Origin of the sequence: Shewanella sp. HL-SH4, assembly GCF_051164845.1 — a bacterium.
Classification (GTDB): domain Bacteria; phylum Pseudomonadota; class Gammaproteobacteria; order Enterobacterales; family Shewanellaceae; genus Shewanella; species Shewanella glacialimarina.
Window position 1 is genome coordinate 2,554,752 of the sequence record NZ_CP195037.1, and the last position, 14,840, is coordinate 2,569,591.

Genomic DNA, 14,840 nt, shown 5'->3' on the forward strand with positions numbered 1-14,840 from the left:
GCAATAAGTACCAATGAAGTATTGGGCTAAGTGAATCAACCAAACGTGAATTAAGGTATTGTCGAGTCAGGGTAAACATTTATCGCAGATAATTTAGTGCCATTCTGCTTCTAGTTATTTCCCGCAGGTTACGGTGTTATTTTTAACTCATTCATTGGATTATAGCTGTACATAAAATTGGTAAATAAACAAACAAAAAATGGCTACCTCAGGTAGCCATTTTTATTGGGTAAAACTCACTGGATGAAACTAAATCATCGCAGTTTAACTTGAGTTACTTAGCGTCAAAAGTGAACGACTGCCCCGCTAATGCGGCTTCGTACATTAAGCCACCTTTTGCTGCGGTGAAGATAGCCATATTATTAATGTAAACCGCATTTGCTGCATGGTTACTGCCAGCTTGTCCTGCGCCTGCTGAATTACCTGTAGTACCGACTTGAGCGCTGGCACCGACGTTAATTGCTACCGCAGAGGCTTGGGCGCTAAACTCAAAACTGCCACTGGTGAAGTCATTATAGGCTTGGGCATTTTTGAAGAAGATGATTTCGCTATAGGCTTGGCCACCTAGCTGAAAACCAATCGATATTTGCGTTAAACTTGAGTCGCCAGTGTGCATGCCACCTTTATAAACGCGGCCTTTACCATAGGCAGCGCCGATACCAATGCCACCTTTTCCTACCGTGGGGAAAAGCGCGTAACCATATGCGGTATTAAAAAATGCTTGGGTTTCAGTCGCTTTTTTGAAATTAGTAATCGCATCGGTATAACTTGATTCATCAGCATAACTTACAGGGCTTAATAACAAAGATAAGCTAACCATAGTTGCACTGAACAGGGTGAGTAAACGTGTCATAAATACCTCAATAGGGTGCATTTGTGTCGTAATAATATGAGTAAGCTATCATACTGAGCATACTCAATACCGTGAAAAATGAATATTAATTAAGCCAAGCTACTCTTATTTTAACCATTTACCCGCTTTATCGACTTATTATTTATCCAGCACATAATATTCAAACCACTTTTTGTCCCACTCCATTTTGGCTTTGCGGTGCTGATAAAGGTTAAGTCCGTGCCCCTCGCCAGGATAAACAATCATCTCTACCGGGACATTTAAGTAGTGTTTTAAACTGCGATAAAGCCCTTGTGCATGGCCAACCGGAACACGTTGGTCATGTTCGCCGATATGAATAAGTGTAGGGGTGTTAATGTTATTGGCATAGGTTAAAGATGAGGCTTTATCATAAGCGTCTGGCTGCGCCCAAGGCAGTCCTTGCATAAAGTTAATCACATGACCTGGAGTGTCTTCTTGCATCCATTGCAAGCGCTGGTCGAACACACCAGCACCTGAACTAGCTGCTTTAAAGCGATTAGTGGTACTGATTAACGCATTAGTCAGGTAGCCGCCATTACTCCAGCCCATTACCGCCATTTTCTCGCCATCGACAATGCCATCAATAATTAACTTATCGACACCGGCCATAATATCAGCCACCTCGATTTGATGCTCTTTACCGACAAGATCGGTTAAAAACTTATCGCCATAGCCTGTAGAGCCGCGATAGTTAGGCGATAGCAGTGCCCAACCGCTAGCTGGAAATGTTGCACGCCCATATGAGCGATGCTGCAATGAATAAGATGTGGCAGCGGTAGGGCCGCCATGAATTTGCACCACTAAAGGTAATTTACCCTGGGATTTTTTATAACCGTAGGGCAGTTCTAAAATACCTTCAACAGTTGCCCCATCGGGGGCTTTCCAGGTGACTACTGATATTTGCGGTAACTGCCAGCTATCGACTTGCGGATTGATATTGGTTAAGCGTTTAAATTGGCTGCGTTTATAGTCGGCGTCGGCGATAAATAAGTCATGAAAATGGGTCAAGCTATTATGGCTAAATACCACTTGTTTACCTGATGCGCCAAAACTGTAGCTGCCTACTACAGTATCACCAGCTAACACGCTACGTGTATCGCCTACTTTTCCTTGGTTTATTTGGCTGCAGAATAATTGCGTGCGGGCCGATTGTGCGCCGAGATAACATAACTCATTACTTTTGGGGCGCCATTGAATATCGCCACCTTGAAAGGTAGTTTTGCCTATTGGCTTAAGCTCAATGGTTGGCGTATTTGCTTGGGTATTGACCACAAATAATTTGCCAGGATAACCATCAAAATCGATTCTAAAAGCCAGTTGCTGGTTATCTTGATGCCAATCTAAACCCAATAACCAACCATAAGGCGAAGGTGCTTGTTGGCGCCATTGTTTATCATCTATGACTTTATTACTGGCTGTTTTAACATCAAAAATTTCAATGTTAGACCAACCTTCATAATAAACCAGTTCTTTGTCGCTGGTGGTAATACGGGCGATTTTACTGCCGCTGTCATTAACATTGAACTGCCAAACCACTTTGTCATCATCTAGCACTGTTTTCTGTTTGAAGTTAGTGAGATCAAGCACCTTCAATGGATTAGTGTCGCGTTTACCATGGGCATACTTAGGCGCAGAATAATTGGCGCGCATCTCTGCCCATTGATCAGTATCTGTAGATTCTTTATTGGCTAAAAAATAAAGAGATTTACTGTCAGCACTTAATTGGAATGCGTTGACCCCCAATTCTTCTTTGGTCATAGGCTGAATAGCTAGGTTAGCTAATGTGATGCGAAAAACTTGGTTTTTGCCGTTAAACGGGGCTTTTGCATTGTCTTTTTTATCGGCAGAGATAAAGTAAATAAACTCGCCATCATGGCTCCATACTGGGCTTGATTCATTGTCATGGGTAAAGGTTAGGCGTTGGCTTTTTTTATCTTGGGTGTTAATCAGCCATAGATCAGATTGGGCTTTATCTAACGCTTCGTCCCAACGGCTTTCCAACCAAACGGCTTGTTTGGCATTAGGGCTAATCGCCACATCTTGCATTTGACCAATGTCGAAAAAATCATCAATGGTAATGGCGTGAGTACGAGGAGTGGTTGCGGGTGCAGCCTGTGCATCAATAGCCAAAGGGCTTGAAAGCATTATTGCCATCATGCTGATGTAAGAATAAATACGCATGGTATTCCTTTAAGTTGTCGAGTCTTTGTGTTTATCGGTACCATCGTCAGCGATGACATCTTGCAGATAACTGAGTTCATCAGCATCTAAAACTTGTTGGTTATTCACTGTATTGTTTGAATCTGATTGTATCGCGCGGCGGCTGAAGTAGGCGGTGCGAGTGACTTGATGCAAGCCATAAAAGGCCAGAATATACATAGTTACTAATAAACTTAATCGGGTTATGGCTTGGGGTAAAATAGAAACCATACTGCCTGAGTAAAAAGGTAAATAGACAATAGTTAACCGCACTAACCAATTTATTAGCATGCCAAGAGCCAATATAGTAATCCAACGAAGGCGTATGTCATTGAGTAATGGGTCGCCGTTGTTGCTGTTGTGGTTTTGTTGGTTTGTTTGCCGCAACAGGCGATAAATCATTGTAAAATAAAAAGCAGTTTGAATTATCATCAAACCCGGCAGAATAAGCACAAAAGCATTGATATGGCTTAATTCTGCTAGCGAATGTATTGCCGTATTACTGGCTTGTAGATTAATGCCTAAGCCAAAAAATATCGCCGAGCAGGTTAGTAACGCCGCTAACATTGCAGCCATAAAATGTTTGAAAAAATTAGCCTGGTAATTATCGCCATGTAAACTTTGTTTACTGTAAATATACAGCAAAGGCATCAATAGAAAATAAATCGGGTAACACAGTGTCAGCAATAGGTGGATGGGTATTGGGCTGGACTCTTGAGTGAATAATCCGGTAAGAAAATAGAACCCAATTAACCCTAAGATACCCGCAAGTGATTGGTTATCCGTTGTTTGACCTTGATAACTATAACGAATAAACAACGCTACCCCTAAGCAATGAACACCGCCTAGTAAAGATAGCCACCAATAGGCCTGGATAAAAAAAGTTTGATAGTCTGTCATTATCACTCTCAGAGTTGAAAGTGAATGTTACCCCAAAACATCCCATAGGGGGAAATAAACCTCAGTTGATTAACCCAATTTTCGTTGATGGCGATTACTAACACCTTCAGGTGGTTTGCCTGGCACAGGCTTGCGTTCAGCCAGTAAATGTTTGATTGCCATTATTGGATGTGGGATTAACATTCTAGGGCCGGCAAATATCATTATTTCACGTGCTTTTTGTTTCATATGAGGCTTGTAACAATGCACCGGGCATTTATTGCAGGTGGGCTTAGCTTGACCATATGGGCAGCGGTCAAGGCGGATTTCTGCATACGCTAAAAAGTCGCTACAAGACTGGCAGACCCCTTCGCTTGGTTTTAAAGGGTGATGTGCTTTACAGTATATCTCGACCATCGCGGCCATGGTGCGAAATTCATACAGTAACTTGCCTAACAGTAACTCAGAAACGGCCATCGCTATACCTTAGTGTTTTGCTCAACTATTGACAGTGTAGGGCGCTCAATAAGGTGACACAAGTCTACAAGTGCAAGCCGTGACATGTGGCAAATAAATGGCAAAATTGCCTGGCTAATCACAAAAAGTGCGTTGTTCAGCACAAACTCAACGCTTTGTTACAGTTAAATCGCTTAAATACTTGATTTGTTGGTAGTGATTAGATTATTAATAACACTGTGTGCTCAAAAAAACAGCGTTGTTTTTCGGTAGGCATCAGCCATATTGTAGCGAGCACAACAACTACACGCGGTTAAGCGCGTTTAAACAGGGTGATATTGAATGAAAGTGATCATAGTCATTATTCTTGTGGCGATTGGGGTGTATTTATTTAATCGTGCCAAGGCGACAGCGCAACAAGAAACATCTGAGAATGAATCATCAAAGCCGTTGAACCGTACTGAAGCTGAAATTAGTGCGCTTGATGAGGCCGACATAGTCGAATCGAAAGCAGTTGACCTTACAGTGGTGGAGGTGGTTGATTCGCTGCCAGAGCCAGAGCCAGAGCCAGAGCCAGAGCCAGAGCCAGAGCCAGAGCCAGAGCCAGAGCCAGAGCCAGAGCCAGAGCCAGAGCCAGAGCCAGAGCCAGAGCCAGAGCCAGAGCCAGAGCCAGAGCCAGAGCCAGAGCCAGAGCCAGAGCCAGAGCCAGAGCCAGAGCCAGAGCCAGAACCAGTTAAAGGGCTTTTGTTGCCTAAAACTGGAGCCTGGGCAAGTGATACATTTAAACAGTTAGTTGACCTAGCTAATAATACCGAGGGTAAACAGGGGCAATTTGACGCAATAACCAATGTCATAGGGCATAGTTATAAAATGCGTAAACAAGCCGATTACTGTCAGTATGGTGCTAAGTTGCAACAGGACTATTTGGGGTTATTTGATAAACTATATCAGCAGAATAAGTCACAATTTGTTGATGAGAAAGCCGCAGGCCATTTGCATTTAGCAACATTGCTTAATGATGTAGGTCAGTTTGACCAAGCCATATCAATTTGTCAGCATGCACTTACGCATCAATTATCAGATGGCACCATAACGGGTTTTGAAGGGCGACTAGTGCGCATTGAGAAAGCCAAATTAAAAACTTAGCCGCAATAAAACCGCTGTGGTTAAAGTGGTGCACAAAGTTGGCTTGAGCTTTTGCGGCCAGTTCGCAAAAGGCAAACAGACTCTGGTAATTTCGAGTATCATGTTGCTCACTGAAGTAAAAAGCGGACATCAGTCCGCTTTTTTTATGCATTTTCATTATCATTATGGATTCAATCACTTCACTGATTAATTTACTCCATAAAGTGACCCTAGGGATTTATATGACCGTCAATCTACTGAATAAACTTATCGCGTTAACGCTTATGCTCAGTATGTTTTTACTTAGTGGCTGTATTCGAACCCCTGAATGGACGTTATTTTATTTTGCGGATGCCACCGATAAAACCGATCTTACCTTAAAGCATGATGTTATTAATGGTTATTACGACACGCTTGAGCAATGCCAAGCGAAAGGTTCAGGTCTGCTGCGTATTCAAGGCATATCGATGACAGAAAATGTTGATTTTATTTGTGGTCAACAATGCCAAACGTTAGATGATAATCAAGTAGATTGTCAGCAATCTGTTAGTGACAAAGACTTTTTGAAGCAGTTGTAGTTAGGCACCATTGTCATGTGCAGCAATTGTTGTTAACAGAGATTGTAATAAGGGTTTCATCATGCGCTTTAAGCAGGATTTTTTTGAACAATTAGAAGGTTTTTATAGTCAGGTATATCCGCAAGCGATTTCTAACCCGCATTGGTTAGGGTGGAGCGATGACGCCGCCGCATTAATTGGTTTAGATAAACCCAATGATGAATTATTGATGCAACTTTCGGCAAATCATGCAGCAGAAGGCGCCACTTATTATGCTCAAGTGTATAGTGGCCATCAATTTGGTGGTTACACGTCGCAACTCGGTGACGGGCGCTCGATTATTTTAGGTGAAGCTATTGGCCCTGATCATGCCTGGGACGTGGCATTAAAAGGCGGCGGGCCAACACCTTATTCACGCATGGGTGATGGCCGTGCGGTAATGCGATCAGCGGTGCGAGAGTTTCTTGTGTCTGAATCTTTAGCGGCATTGAATGTGCCGACATCACGTGCTTTAGCTGTTATTGGCTCTGATTTACCAGTGTGGCGCGAAGGGCAAGAAACCGCTGCAATCACAGTGCGACTGGCTAAAACCCATATTCGCTTTGGACATTTTGAGTATTTCAGTTATACCGGAAAAGGCGATAACACCAAGCTAACACAGCTGGTGGACTTTACCATTAAGCAGCATTTCCCCCACTTATCGACAGACAACGCCGGCTATGTGCAGTGGTTTAGTGAGGTGGTTGCCGCGACCGCTAAAATGGTTGCCCATTGGCAAAGTGTTGGTTTTGCCCATGGTGTTCTCAACACCGACAATATGTCGATTTTAGGCGACAGTTTCGATTTTGGCCCCTTTTCATTTTTAGATACCTTCAAAGAAGATTTTGTCTGTAATCATTCTGACCATGAAGGTCGTTATGCATTTGGTCAACAACCAGGTGTGTGTTTCTGGAATTTACAACGGCTTGCCCAGGCACTGACACCGCTGATAGCGTCTGATGATTTAGTCCAGGCATTGAATCAATACCAGCGCCATTTAATCGATCATTATTTATTACTGATGGGCAATAAATTAGGCTTACCTATATTTGAGTTCACTCAGGAGTCAAGTGATTCCGACAAAACTGAGCAGCAACAACAAGACTTACAGCTAGTGGATAAGTTCACCTCTTTACTTGAAGCCAATCAATTAGATTACACTAACAGTTTACGTCGCTTTGGTGAGTTAGACTTAAACAGTCAACATGCAAGTTTACGTGATGATATGGTTGATTTAGCTAAGTTTGATCAATGGTTTGCAGCTTACCAACAACGTGTTGGTAAAGTGGATGATGTGGCCAATTGGCAGCAGGCGAGAAACGCCGCTAATCCAAAGTATATTTTGCGTAACTACCTAGCCCAAGAAGCCATTATTGCCATTGAAGAAAATGGTGATAACACTAAGCTAGCGCAATTACATCAGTTATTACGTCAGCCCTTTGCCGAGCAACCAGAAATGGCAGACTTTGCTAAACGTCCACCCGAATGGGGACAGGGCTTAATTATGTCGTGCAGTAGTTAATTGAGAAGTGAAATGAACATAGAGTCAGCCACGTTAGACCACGAAAATTTAAGTTTATTAATTAGTGCTAACATTAATTTTGAGCAATTTGCCGATTTTGCCGAACCATTAGCAGCGGCATTAGATTGCCAGATCCGTGAGCGTCAGTGGGGCGCTGATCGTCATCAATGGCTATTGGATTTTGAAGGCAGTCAGTTATGGCTGCATTATGAGTTTTATGGTGACATTTGCTGGCTAAGCACCGAGCGCCAGGATGAGTTCGACGTGCTAGTGTATTTACATCGCTTACTACAGCCCTATATTCAGTCTTAATGACTAACCTAATGCGATCAGAAAACAACAATAAGCGAATAATATGAGTGAACAAGCTACAGAATTTCATTACCAAGCGTTAACACCTGATTTAATTCTTGATGCCATTGAAAGTATCGGCATTTATCCTGAAACAGGCTTACTAGCATTAAACAGTTATGAAAATAGGGTCTACCAGTTCCGTTGCGATGACGCCAAGCGCTATGTGGTGAAGTTTTATCGCCCTAATCGTTGGACCGATGAACAAATTCAAGAAGAACATGACTACTCACTCGAACTGGCTGAAAACGAAGTGCCTGTTGCTGCGCCACTGATCATAAATGGCCAGTCGCTACACCATTATAAAGGCTTTCGCATGGCGTTATTTGACTCCATTGGTGGGCGTGCATTTGAGGTCGATAATCTTGAACAGTTAGAGGCTGTAGGGCGCTTTATTGGCCGCATTCATCAATATGCTACTAGGCAGCCATTTGTGCACCGTGAAGTGCTAAATCCGCAAATTTTAGGGGTTGAGCCGTTAAATTATTTACGTGAAAGCGGTATGGTAGCCCCTTCGATGGCCAACGCATTTTTTACTGTAGTAGAGCAAGTGCTGGACAAGACGATGACTATTTGGCAACGTCAGTCGTTTAGCCATATGCGTTTACACGGCGATTTACACCCAAGTAATATTCTATGGACACCCAGTGGCCCAGGATTTGTTGATTTAGATGATGCAAAACAAGGCCCCGCGGTGCAAGATATTTGGATGATGTTAACCGGTGATCGCCAACAACAAACATTGCAGCTGGATATTTTACTTGAGGGATACCAAGAGTTTGCTGATTTTGATACACGCCAGTTAAGTTTAATTGAGCCTTTACGGGCACTGAGAATGATCAATTACAACGCTTGGCTGGCTAAACGTTGGAAAGATCCGGCATTTCCAATGAACTTTCCATGGTTTGGGGATCTCAAATACTGGGAGCAACAAACACTGGCCTTTAAAGAGCAATTGGCCGCATTAGATGAAGCGCCATTGAGCTTATTTTAAACACCCTACAGTGGTGAAGGTTAAATAAACTTCATTATTACTGGTTGGTGTAAATTGTTACAAATACAATCGAGCTATGATTATGAATTTAATCAATACTGAAGGTAAGATGTCAGCATTGATTTATGGTTAACCCAATACATTACCAATATATGCGCTACGCAAAAGGAACTAAAATGAAAAAAGCATTATTAATGGCTGCAGCATTACTGTTTACACCATTGGCTGCAACAGCAGCAGATTACCAAGAAGGTGTGCATTACACTGTGATTAATGAAGGTCCTGGTTCTGCTAAGCCAGAAATTACCGAGTTTTTCTCATTTTTCTGTGGTCATTGTTATAACTTCTCTAAAACCGTTATTCCAAACATTAAAAAGACGTTACCTGAAGGGGTTGCGTTTAATCAGTCCCATGTCGAATTTATTGGCAGTGAAATGGGCGTAGAAATGTCGCGAGCTTTTGCGGTAGCTCACCAATTAAAAGTAGAAGACAAAGTTGAGCCTGCTTTGTTTGCCGCTATCCATGAAAAGAAGCAAAGCTTCGCCAGCTTAAATGATATTCGTTTATTGTTTATTGCCAATGGTGTTGAAGGTAAAGATTTTGATGCAGCAGCCAATTCATTTATGGTGAATGCGCAAATGTCTAAAATGAAACGTGATGCGACTAATGCCAAAATATCTGGTGTACCGTCATTAGTGGTTAACGGTAAATACCGTGTTGAGACTGGTTCAATCAAATCTTACGATGAGCTGTTAGATATTGCTTATTACTTAGCGCAAATGAATAAAAAATAGCTATTCATTATCCTAGAACAAAAAAGGGAGCTTAGGCTCCTTTTTTGTTGGGTCATGTAAAACATAAATAACAGGCAAAAAAAAACCGTACGCTTTAAAAGCTGTACGGTGCAGAGCTAAATAGCTCTGTATACCCTGAGTAACGGGAAAGATAATACCAGTACGTCAAAATATTGGCAAGTGACATTTTTTTGTCACTTTGTGTTTTTCTGTTATGTGAATAAAGTTTCATCAAAAAAGTGTGTTCGGATGCAACTTTGCAGATGTATTGCGGTCAAATAACATGCTTATAGGATTTATAAGCATGTTAAGTCATCTCTAGGCTTGTTTAAGATGTTTAGTGAGTCAAGCATCAGAGAATTAAAACATCTTTAATGAAAGTATCTGGTTTGACAGTTATTGATGGTGTTAAGTGGCTTTAACCTAATTTAAGCATCAATTAAGGGTGCATTATTTATACTGGTTATGGTTTGGAGCGTATCTAGATAAGGCGTTAATCTTTATAAACGATAGGCTTCGATAAGCGGTTAACTTCAATAAAGAGTAATCCAGAGTAACTAGCTGATAACCAATTGCTATATAACTATTGGTTAACTATAGAGTTACTCGTTAATAGTACCGACAAGGAGGCGATATGAGAATGTTTCCAGTTTATGCTCCTAAACTTATTGTTAAACACGCAAGAATTTTTTTCAGTGGCGTGATTTGGGTGAAGGATCTAGGTCGTTTAGAATTTAGCTACGGAAGGTTTTTATTGCCGAAAAAAAGCCTACCACAGGTTAGGCAGGCTATTTTAGAATTAAATGCACTAATTGAGTCACAACATGATCAACCAGCGTAAAATTTAATATTTGACTAGATTTCGCTATTCAATAAACCAACAAGACCGTTGACCTTATCGCTCCATGAGTTTAGGTCTTGTTCTAGTTGTTGGTTTTTTTCTGTTAGCGTGACATTCTTTTGCTTCTCTTCTTCAAGCTCCATTTTTAGTAGCTCAATGTTTTCAAGAGTGGCCTGGATTTTGGTTTCCAGTTGGGACAATAATTCAAGGCTCATGGGGAGTCCTAATGGTTTCTGGATGTAAACCTCATTCTAGCAGTGACAGCCCCCTGTGGAATAGTCTTAATCGCTAAGTGGGCAAAAAATAAACTAAATTTAATACTATTTTTACGTTTAAGCCTATCTTAGGTCAAACCTGTTCATATCACTCGATAAATTCAACTTAGATAGACCCATTGTTGCTAGCAAAAAAGCCAATGTTCATGATACTTTTTATGTTCAATTAAATCATGATGGCGACAACAGCACGATGATCAACCGAATCGATGTCAATCAACGTATGAGCAGTATTGTTATACACAATAAAACCGTTTATTTATGTGGCCAAGTTGCAACCGATAAATTTGCTGATATCACCACTCAAACTCAAACTATGTTAGCTGAGGTTGATGCCTTGCTTATTCAAGCCGGCAGTCAACGTGATCATATTCTGTCAGCCACAATCTACCTTAAAGATATGCAAGATTATGACGCCATGAATCATGTTTGGGACAATTGGCTACCCGAGGGGCATGCACCGGCAAGAGCCTGCGTTCAAGCGGCAATAGCTGAGCCCGAATACTTAGTGGAAGTGTCTATTATTGCCGCTGTGATGGTATAAAAACACTTATGTAAGTGAATGGTAAGTGGTTGGTTTTGTCTATGTTGGTTTTAAAGGTTCAATGTGTGACTTCAAAACCTCATTCTGTTTTAGCTGTAAAAAAGCGAGTTTGAAAAAAAATACTGATGCTTGTTACGTTGAATTGACGTAATCTGCGCAACAAAAGAGACGGTAAACTTGACTTTATTTACCGCTCTCAATAGTCTTCAAGCTCAGTTTTTAAGGTGGTATGCAATGGATATAAAATATAATTTAAAACCCGCGTCAGAGCGCCGCACTGAGCAGTTTACTCCCGAAGGTAATGTTGGCTTTGGTAAGCTACGTACCGACCATATGTTTATGATGGATTATCGTGATGGCCAGTGGTGTGATCCTCGCATTGTACCTTATGGTCCTTTTGAAATGGCGCCAGGTGCGATGACCTTGCATTATGGGCAGTCTATTTTTGAGGGCGCTAAAGCCTTTATGCATCAAGATGGTGAAATTTACACTTTCCGTTTAAACAAAAATGCCGAGCGAATGAATCGTTCAGCGGACATAGTGTGTATTCCTAATATTGATGAGCAAACTCAGTTAAATGCCATTAATAGCTTAATTGATGTTGATAGAAAGTGGTTTCCGATGCAAGACGGCGCATGCTTATACATTCGTCCGTTTATTTTTGCTACAGAAGACCGTTTATCAGTTAGCCCGAGTCAGCAATACACCTTCTGCGTTATTTTAAGTCCATCAGGTGCTTATTATGCCTCAGGTGTAAATGAAGGTATTCGCTTACTTATTACCACTAAGTTTCACCGTGCGGTATCTGGTGGTACTGGGGCGTCAAAAGCTTCTGGTAACTACGCTGCATCATTACGTGCTGGTAAAGCGGCAGCAGAATATGGTGCAGCACAAGTGCTGTATCTGGATGCGAGTAATAAGCAAATCGAAGAAGTGGGTGCAATGAACCACTTCCATATTTTAAAAGATGGCACCGTGATTATTCCTCAGTTTACTGACACCATTTTAAAATCGATTACCTCGCAATCGATTCTTGAATTGGGTGAGTTACTGGGTTGTGAAGTACGTCAGGAAACCGTGATGTTAGATAAATTCATTGCCGATATAGAGTCGGGTGAAATTGTTGAAGCCGGTGGTTTTGGCACGGCTGCTGTAGTGTCGCCAGTGACCTCATATATTTTTGAAGATCACCGAATTGTGACGGTTGGTGATGGCAAAGTGGGCCCGAATATTAAAAAGATTTATCAAGTCTTTACCGATATTCAAAAAGGTAATATACAAGGCCCACAAGGCTGGGTTAAGCGTGTTGAAAAGGTTGCGCCTTAGGGCTTGATGCCCTCGTAAAACCAACGTTAGCAACTAAAATCCGATATCAGTGATGATGTCGGATTTTTTATTTATTCACGTTTCACTGCGTCAATACCGCTTTGGCCAAAGTTGCAAAATCGACGAGCTAACAATCGCATTTGTGAATTAGCATCACGATAGTGATGCTTTTTATAAGGCATAGTGGCACTCTATTTATTCTCCCCGTTTTCGGTTTAGTCAGAGTCTGTTAGGCTTGTTTTTTGGGACTTACCATAGAATGAATTAGGCTTATTTTAGTGTGATTTAAGAGGCAATTATGATTTTGATTACCGGTGCAAGCAGTGGGTTAGGGGCGGCATTAGCTAAATGTTACCTTGATGATAACGAACAGGTGATTATTTCTGGTCGTAATAAAACGCGCTTGAATGCCGTAGCACAAGGGACAAACATGTCCGTTATCAGTGCCGATTTAACCTCTGATACCAGTGTTTCAGCCCTTTTTGATCAGCTTGATCAGGCTCAACAAACTCAATCTAGATTAAACACGGTTATTCATTGTGCTGGCAGCGGCTACTTTGGCAACATTGATACCCAAGACGCGGATTCGATATTTAGCCTTATTCAAAACAATGTTACATCGGCCATTTTACTGGTGCGTGAATTAGTTAAACGCTACCGTCATCAAGCCGTCAATGTGGTGATAGTGATGTCTACAGCAGCATTAGCTGCTAAGGCTGGCGAATCCACTTATTGTGCAGCTAAATGGGCCGTACGCGGTTTTATTGAGTCAGTTAGATTAGAGCTAAAGGGTTACCCAATGAAAATTATTGCGGTATATCCTGGGGGAATGGATACCGGCTTTTGGCCGACAAGTGGAAAAACCCTAGATACCTCTAGCTTTATGAGTGCGGATGAAGCCGCCAGTATGCTTAAACACGCCTTAGTGACTACTCAGCATGGTTATGTTGCCGATATTACCATTAACCGAGGTTAGCCGGAGATAATAATTTGTTTAGAGTAATCGTTAGTTTTTCGGCGACCAAAAATCGTTTTCAGTACGCGAAGGCGTTAACGTGATTCTAGTGCCTTTATTCAAATAAGTGGTACAGGCAACGCGTAAAAGAGAGCTAAAATTATTGATTTCGCCGCGTTTAATAATGACTTCACGATAAATGCGGGTGAGAAATTCGGCGATAGACAAATCGGCTTCTTCAGCGATTTGCTGCACAATCTGCCAAAATACCGCTTCAAGTCGAATACTGGTCACCACACCGTCAATGCGAATAGAGCGGGTTTGTGATTCAAAGAGTTCAGGTTCTGCTCCAGAGTAGATTTCACACATATGATGATCCGTCACGTTGGCTTATTAGTGCCCATCGTGACGGATTATATTTGCTGGTGCAATCCAAACTTCACACTTTTAGCGCTGATTATTAGCGAGTTAACAATAGATTAAATTGTGCTAACCAATCTGGATGTGCCGGCCAAGCTGGCGCGGTGACAAAGTTACCATCAGTAATGGCTTCGGTAACGGCTAACTCACAGTATTCACCACCGGCCTGTGTCACTTCAGGGGCGCAAGCTGGGTAAGCTGATATCTTTTTACCTTGAACCACATTGGCGGCCGTTAATAGCTGGGCACCATGACACACAGCCGCAATCGGTTTATGACTTGCTGCAAAAGCTTGTACTAACGCAATGACTTTTTTATCAAGACGAAGGTATTCCGGCGCGCGGCCACCTGGGATAAGCAAGGCATCGAATTGAGGTTCGAAAATATCATTGAAATCGCCATTTAATGCGAATAAATGCCCAGGTTTTTCGGTGTAGGTTTGATCGCCTTCAAAATCATGGATAGCGGTTTTAATGGTGTCACCTGCAGATTTATTTGGGCACACAACCGTGACTTGATGACCCACCATTTGTAATGCTTGAAACGGTACCATTAGCTCGTAATCTTCAACAAAATCGCCTGCAATAATAAGTACTTTAGCCATAATAAACCTCCTGTTAAATTGATATTCCTTTGCAACTTTACTCTCTTAAAAATCAGGGTGGTAGTAACCCAATACTACAAGGTGA

Annotated in this window: 17 protein-coding genes; 10 read left to right on the plus strand and 7 right to left on the minus strand. The window is 41.8% G+C overall.

The window, feature by feature from the left end; all coding sequences use genetic code 11:
* Positions 1-274: 274 nt before the first annotated feature.
* The 4 genes from ACRWQL_RS12140 to ACRWQL_RS12155 all read right to left on the minus strand — a co-directional run bounded on the left by ACRWQL_RS12140 (position 275) and on the right by ACRWQL_RS12155 (position 4,429).
* Positions 275-853 (minus strand): YSC84-related protein, encoded by a 579-nt coding sequence (locus ACRWQL_RS12140; RefSeq protein WP_434939310.1) that lies wholly within the window; start codon positions 851-853, stop codon positions 275-277.
* A gap of 138 nt (positions 854-991) precedes the next feature.
* Positions 992-3,055, minus strand: a complete 2,064-nt coding sequence (locus ACRWQL_RS12145; RefSeq protein WP_434950206.1) for a prolyl oligopeptidase family serine peptidase — start codon at positions 3,053-3,055, stop codon at positions 992-994.
* 9 nt (positions 3,056-3,064) lie between these two features.
* Positions 3,065-3,973, minus strand: coding sequence for a hypothetical protein (locus ACRWQL_RS12150; protein ID WP_434939308.1), 909 nt, complete (start codon positions 3,971-3,973; stop codon positions 3,065-3,067).
* Between the two features lie 69 nt (positions 3,974-4,042).
* The gene (locus tag ACRWQL_RS12155; RefSeq protein WP_434939307.1) at positions 4,043-4,429 is read right to left on the minus strand and encodes a nitrous oxide-stimulated promoter family protein; all 387 of its coding nucleotides are present in this window, start codon (positions 4,427-4,429) and stop codon (positions 4,043-4,045) included.
* Positions 4,430-4,750: 321 nt separating this feature from the next.
* Between ACRWQL_RS12155 and ACRWQL_RS12160 the strand changes: the two genes are divergently transcribed.
* From ACRWQL_RS12160 to ACRWQL_RS12190, 7 genes are all read left to right on the plus strand, one after another.
* Positions 4,751-5,554 carry a hypothetical protein gene (locus tag ACRWQL_RS12160; RefSeq protein ID WP_434950208.1) on the plus strand — a complete coding sequence of 268 codons (804 nt, stop codon included), beginning with the start codon at positions 4,751-4,753 and terminating at the stop codon, positions 5,552-5,554.
* Between the two features lie 221 nt (positions 5,555-5,775).
* A complete protein-coding gene (locus ACRWQL_RS12165; protein WP_434939305.1) occupies positions 5,776-6,111 on the plus strand; it encodes a hypothetical protein in 336 nt (111 codons plus the stop codon).
* Positions 6,112-6,172: 61 nt separating this feature from the next.
* Entirely contained in the window at positions 6,173-7,651 is a 1,479-nt protein-coding gene (locus ACRWQL_RS12170; RefSeq protein ID WP_434950210.1) for a protein adenylyltransferase SelO, read from the plus strand.
* Between the two features lie 12 nt (positions 7,652-7,663).
* Positions 7,664-7,963: a DUF3630 family protein gene (locus ACRWQL_RS12175; protein WP_434927355.1), complete on the plus strand. Its 300-nt coding sequence runs from the start codon at positions 7,664-7,666 to the stop codon at positions 7,961-7,963.
* A gap of 43 nt (positions 7,964-8,006) precedes the next feature.
* Positions 8,007-8,996, plus strand: a complete 990-nt coding sequence (locus ACRWQL_RS12180; RefSeq protein WP_434927354.1) for a serine/threonine protein kinase — start codon at positions 8,007-8,009, stop codon at positions 8,994-8,996.
* Positions 8,997-9,172: 176 nt separating this feature from the next.
* Complete coding sequence (locus tag ACRWQL_RS12185) at positions 9,173-9,790, plus strand: thiol:disulfide interchange protein DsbA/DsbL (RefSeq protein ID WP_434927353.1); 618 nt, start codon at positions 9,173-9,175, stop codon at positions 9,788-9,790.
* 634 nt (positions 9,791-10,424) lie between these two features.
* A complete protein-coding gene (locus ACRWQL_RS12190; RefSeq protein ID WP_226412891.1) occupies positions 10,425-10,631 on the plus strand; it encodes a DUF1107 domain-containing protein in 207 nt (68 codons plus the stop codon).
* Between the two features lie 14 nt (positions 10,632-10,645).
* On the opposite strand, the gene ACRWQL_RS12195 is transcribed toward ACRWQL_RS12190, so the two are convergent.
* The gene (locus tag ACRWQL_RS12195) at positions 10,646-10,846 is read right to left on the minus strand and encodes a cell division protein ZapB (RefSeq protein WP_226412893.1); all 201 of its coding nucleotides are present in this window, start codon (positions 10,844-10,846) and stop codon (positions 10,646-10,648) included.
* Between the two features lie 253 nt (positions 10,847-11,099).
* On the opposite strand from ACRWQL_RS12195, the gene ACRWQL_RS12200 reads away from it, so the two are divergent.
* The 3 genes from ACRWQL_RS12200 (at position 11,100) to ACRWQL_RS12210 (ending at position 13,752) form a co-directional block, all read left to right on the plus strand.
* Entirely contained in the window at positions 11,100-11,450 is a 351-nt protein-coding gene (locus ACRWQL_RS12200; RefSeq protein ID WP_226412895.1) for a RidA family protein, read from the plus strand.
* 234 nt (positions 11,451-11,684) lie between these two features.
* Positions 11,685-12,776, plus strand: coding sequence for a branched-chain amino acid aminotransferase (locus ACRWQL_RS12205; protein ID WP_434931045.1), 1,092 nt, complete (start codon positions 11,685-11,687; stop codon positions 12,774-12,776).
* A 298-nt stretch (positions 12,777-13,074) separates the two neighbouring features.
* A complete protein-coding gene (locus tag ACRWQL_RS12210) occupies positions 13,075-13,752 on the plus strand; it encodes an SDR family NAD(P)-dependent oxidoreductase (protein ID WP_434939303.1) in 678 nt (225 codons plus the stop codon).
* Positions 13,753-13,782: 30 nt separating this feature from the next.
* Here ACRWQL_RS12210 and ACRWQL_RS12215 read toward each other — a convergent pair whose 3' ends face one another.
* A complete protein-coding gene (locus ACRWQL_RS12215; protein ID WP_434939302.1) occupies positions 13,783-14,100 on the minus strand; it encodes a ribbon-helix-helix domain-containing protein in 318 nt (105 codons plus the stop codon).
* 91 nt (positions 14,101-14,191) lie between these two features.
* Positions 14,192-14,755, minus strand: a complete 564-nt coding sequence (locus ACRWQL_RS12220; protein WP_434939301.1) for a DJ-1/PfpI family protein — start codon at positions 14,753-14,755, stop codon at positions 14,192-14,194.
* Between the last annotated feature and the right edge of the window lie 85 nt (positions 14,756-14,840).

Excerpts from the sequence above, each read along its gene's own strand:
- ACRWQL_RS12200 (WP_226412895.1), top strand. The coding sequence starts at position 11,100 with ATGATCAACCGAATCGATGTCAATCAACGTATGAGCAGTATTGTTATA.
- ACRWQL_RS12210 (WP_434939303.1), top strand. The coding sequence starts at position 13,075 with ATGATTTTGATTACCGGTGCAAGCAGTGGGTTAGGGGCGGCATTAGCT.
- ACRWQL_RS12170 (WP_434950210.1), top strand. The coding sequence starts at position 6,173 with ATGCGCTTTAAGCAGGATTTTTTTGAACAATTAGAAGGTTTTTATAGT.
- ACRWQL_RS12220 (WP_434939301.1), bottom strand. The coding sequence starts at position 14,755 with ATGGCTAAAGTACTTATTATTGCAGGCGATTTTGTTGAAGATTACGAG.
- ACRWQL_RS12190 (WP_226412891.1), top strand. The coding sequence starts at position 10,425 with ATGAGAATGTTTCCAGTTTATGCTCCTAAACTTATTGTTAAACACGCA.
- ACRWQL_RS12160 (WP_434950208.1), top strand. The coding sequence starts at position 4,751 with ATGAAAGTGATCATAGTCATTATTCTTGTGGCGATTGGGGTGTATTTA.
- ACRWQL_RS12145 (WP_434950206.1), bottom strand. The coding sequence starts at position 3,055 with ATGCGTATTTATTCTTACATCAGCATGATGGCAATAATGCTTTCAAGC.
- ACRWQL_RS12165 (WP_434939305.1), top strand. The coding sequence starts at position 5,776 with ATGACCGTCAATCTACTGAATAAACTTATCGCGTTAACGCTTATGCTC.
- ACRWQL_RS12185 (WP_434927353.1), top strand. The coding sequence starts at position 9,173 with ATGAAAAAAGCATTATTAATGGCTGCAGCATTACTGTTTACACCATTG.
- ACRWQL_RS12155 (WP_434939307.1), bottom strand. The coding sequence starts at position 4,429 with ATGGCCGTTTCTGAGTTACTGTTAGGCAAGTTACTGTATGAATTTCGC.
- ACRWQL_RS12215 (WP_434939302.1), bottom strand. The coding sequence starts at position 14,100 with ATGTGTGAAATCTACTCTGGAGCAGAACCTGAACTCTTTGAATCACAA.
- ACRWQL_RS12140 (WP_434939310.1), bottom strand. The coding sequence starts at position 853 with ATGACACGTTTACTCACCCTGTTCAGTGCAACTATGGTTAGCTTATCT.
- ACRWQL_RS12195 (WP_226412893.1), bottom strand. The coding sequence starts at position 10,846 with ATGAGCCTTGAATTATTGTCCCAACTGGAAACCAAAATCCAGGCCACT.
- ACRWQL_RS12180 (WP_434927354.1), top strand. The coding sequence starts at position 8,007 with ATGAGTGAACAAGCTACAGAATTTCATTACCAAGCGTTAACACCTGAT.
- ACRWQL_RS12205 (WP_434931045.1), top strand. The coding sequence starts at position 11,685 with ATGGATATAAAATATAATTTAAAACCCGCGTCAGAGCGCCGCACTGAG.
- ACRWQL_RS12150 (WP_434939308.1), bottom strand. The coding sequence starts at position 3,973 with ATGACAGACTATCAAACTTTTTTTATCCAGGCCTATTGGTGGCTATCT.
- ACRWQL_RS12175 (WP_434927355.1), top strand. The coding sequence starts at position 7,664 with ATGAACATAGAGTCAGCCACGTTAGACCACGAAAATTTAAGTTTATTA.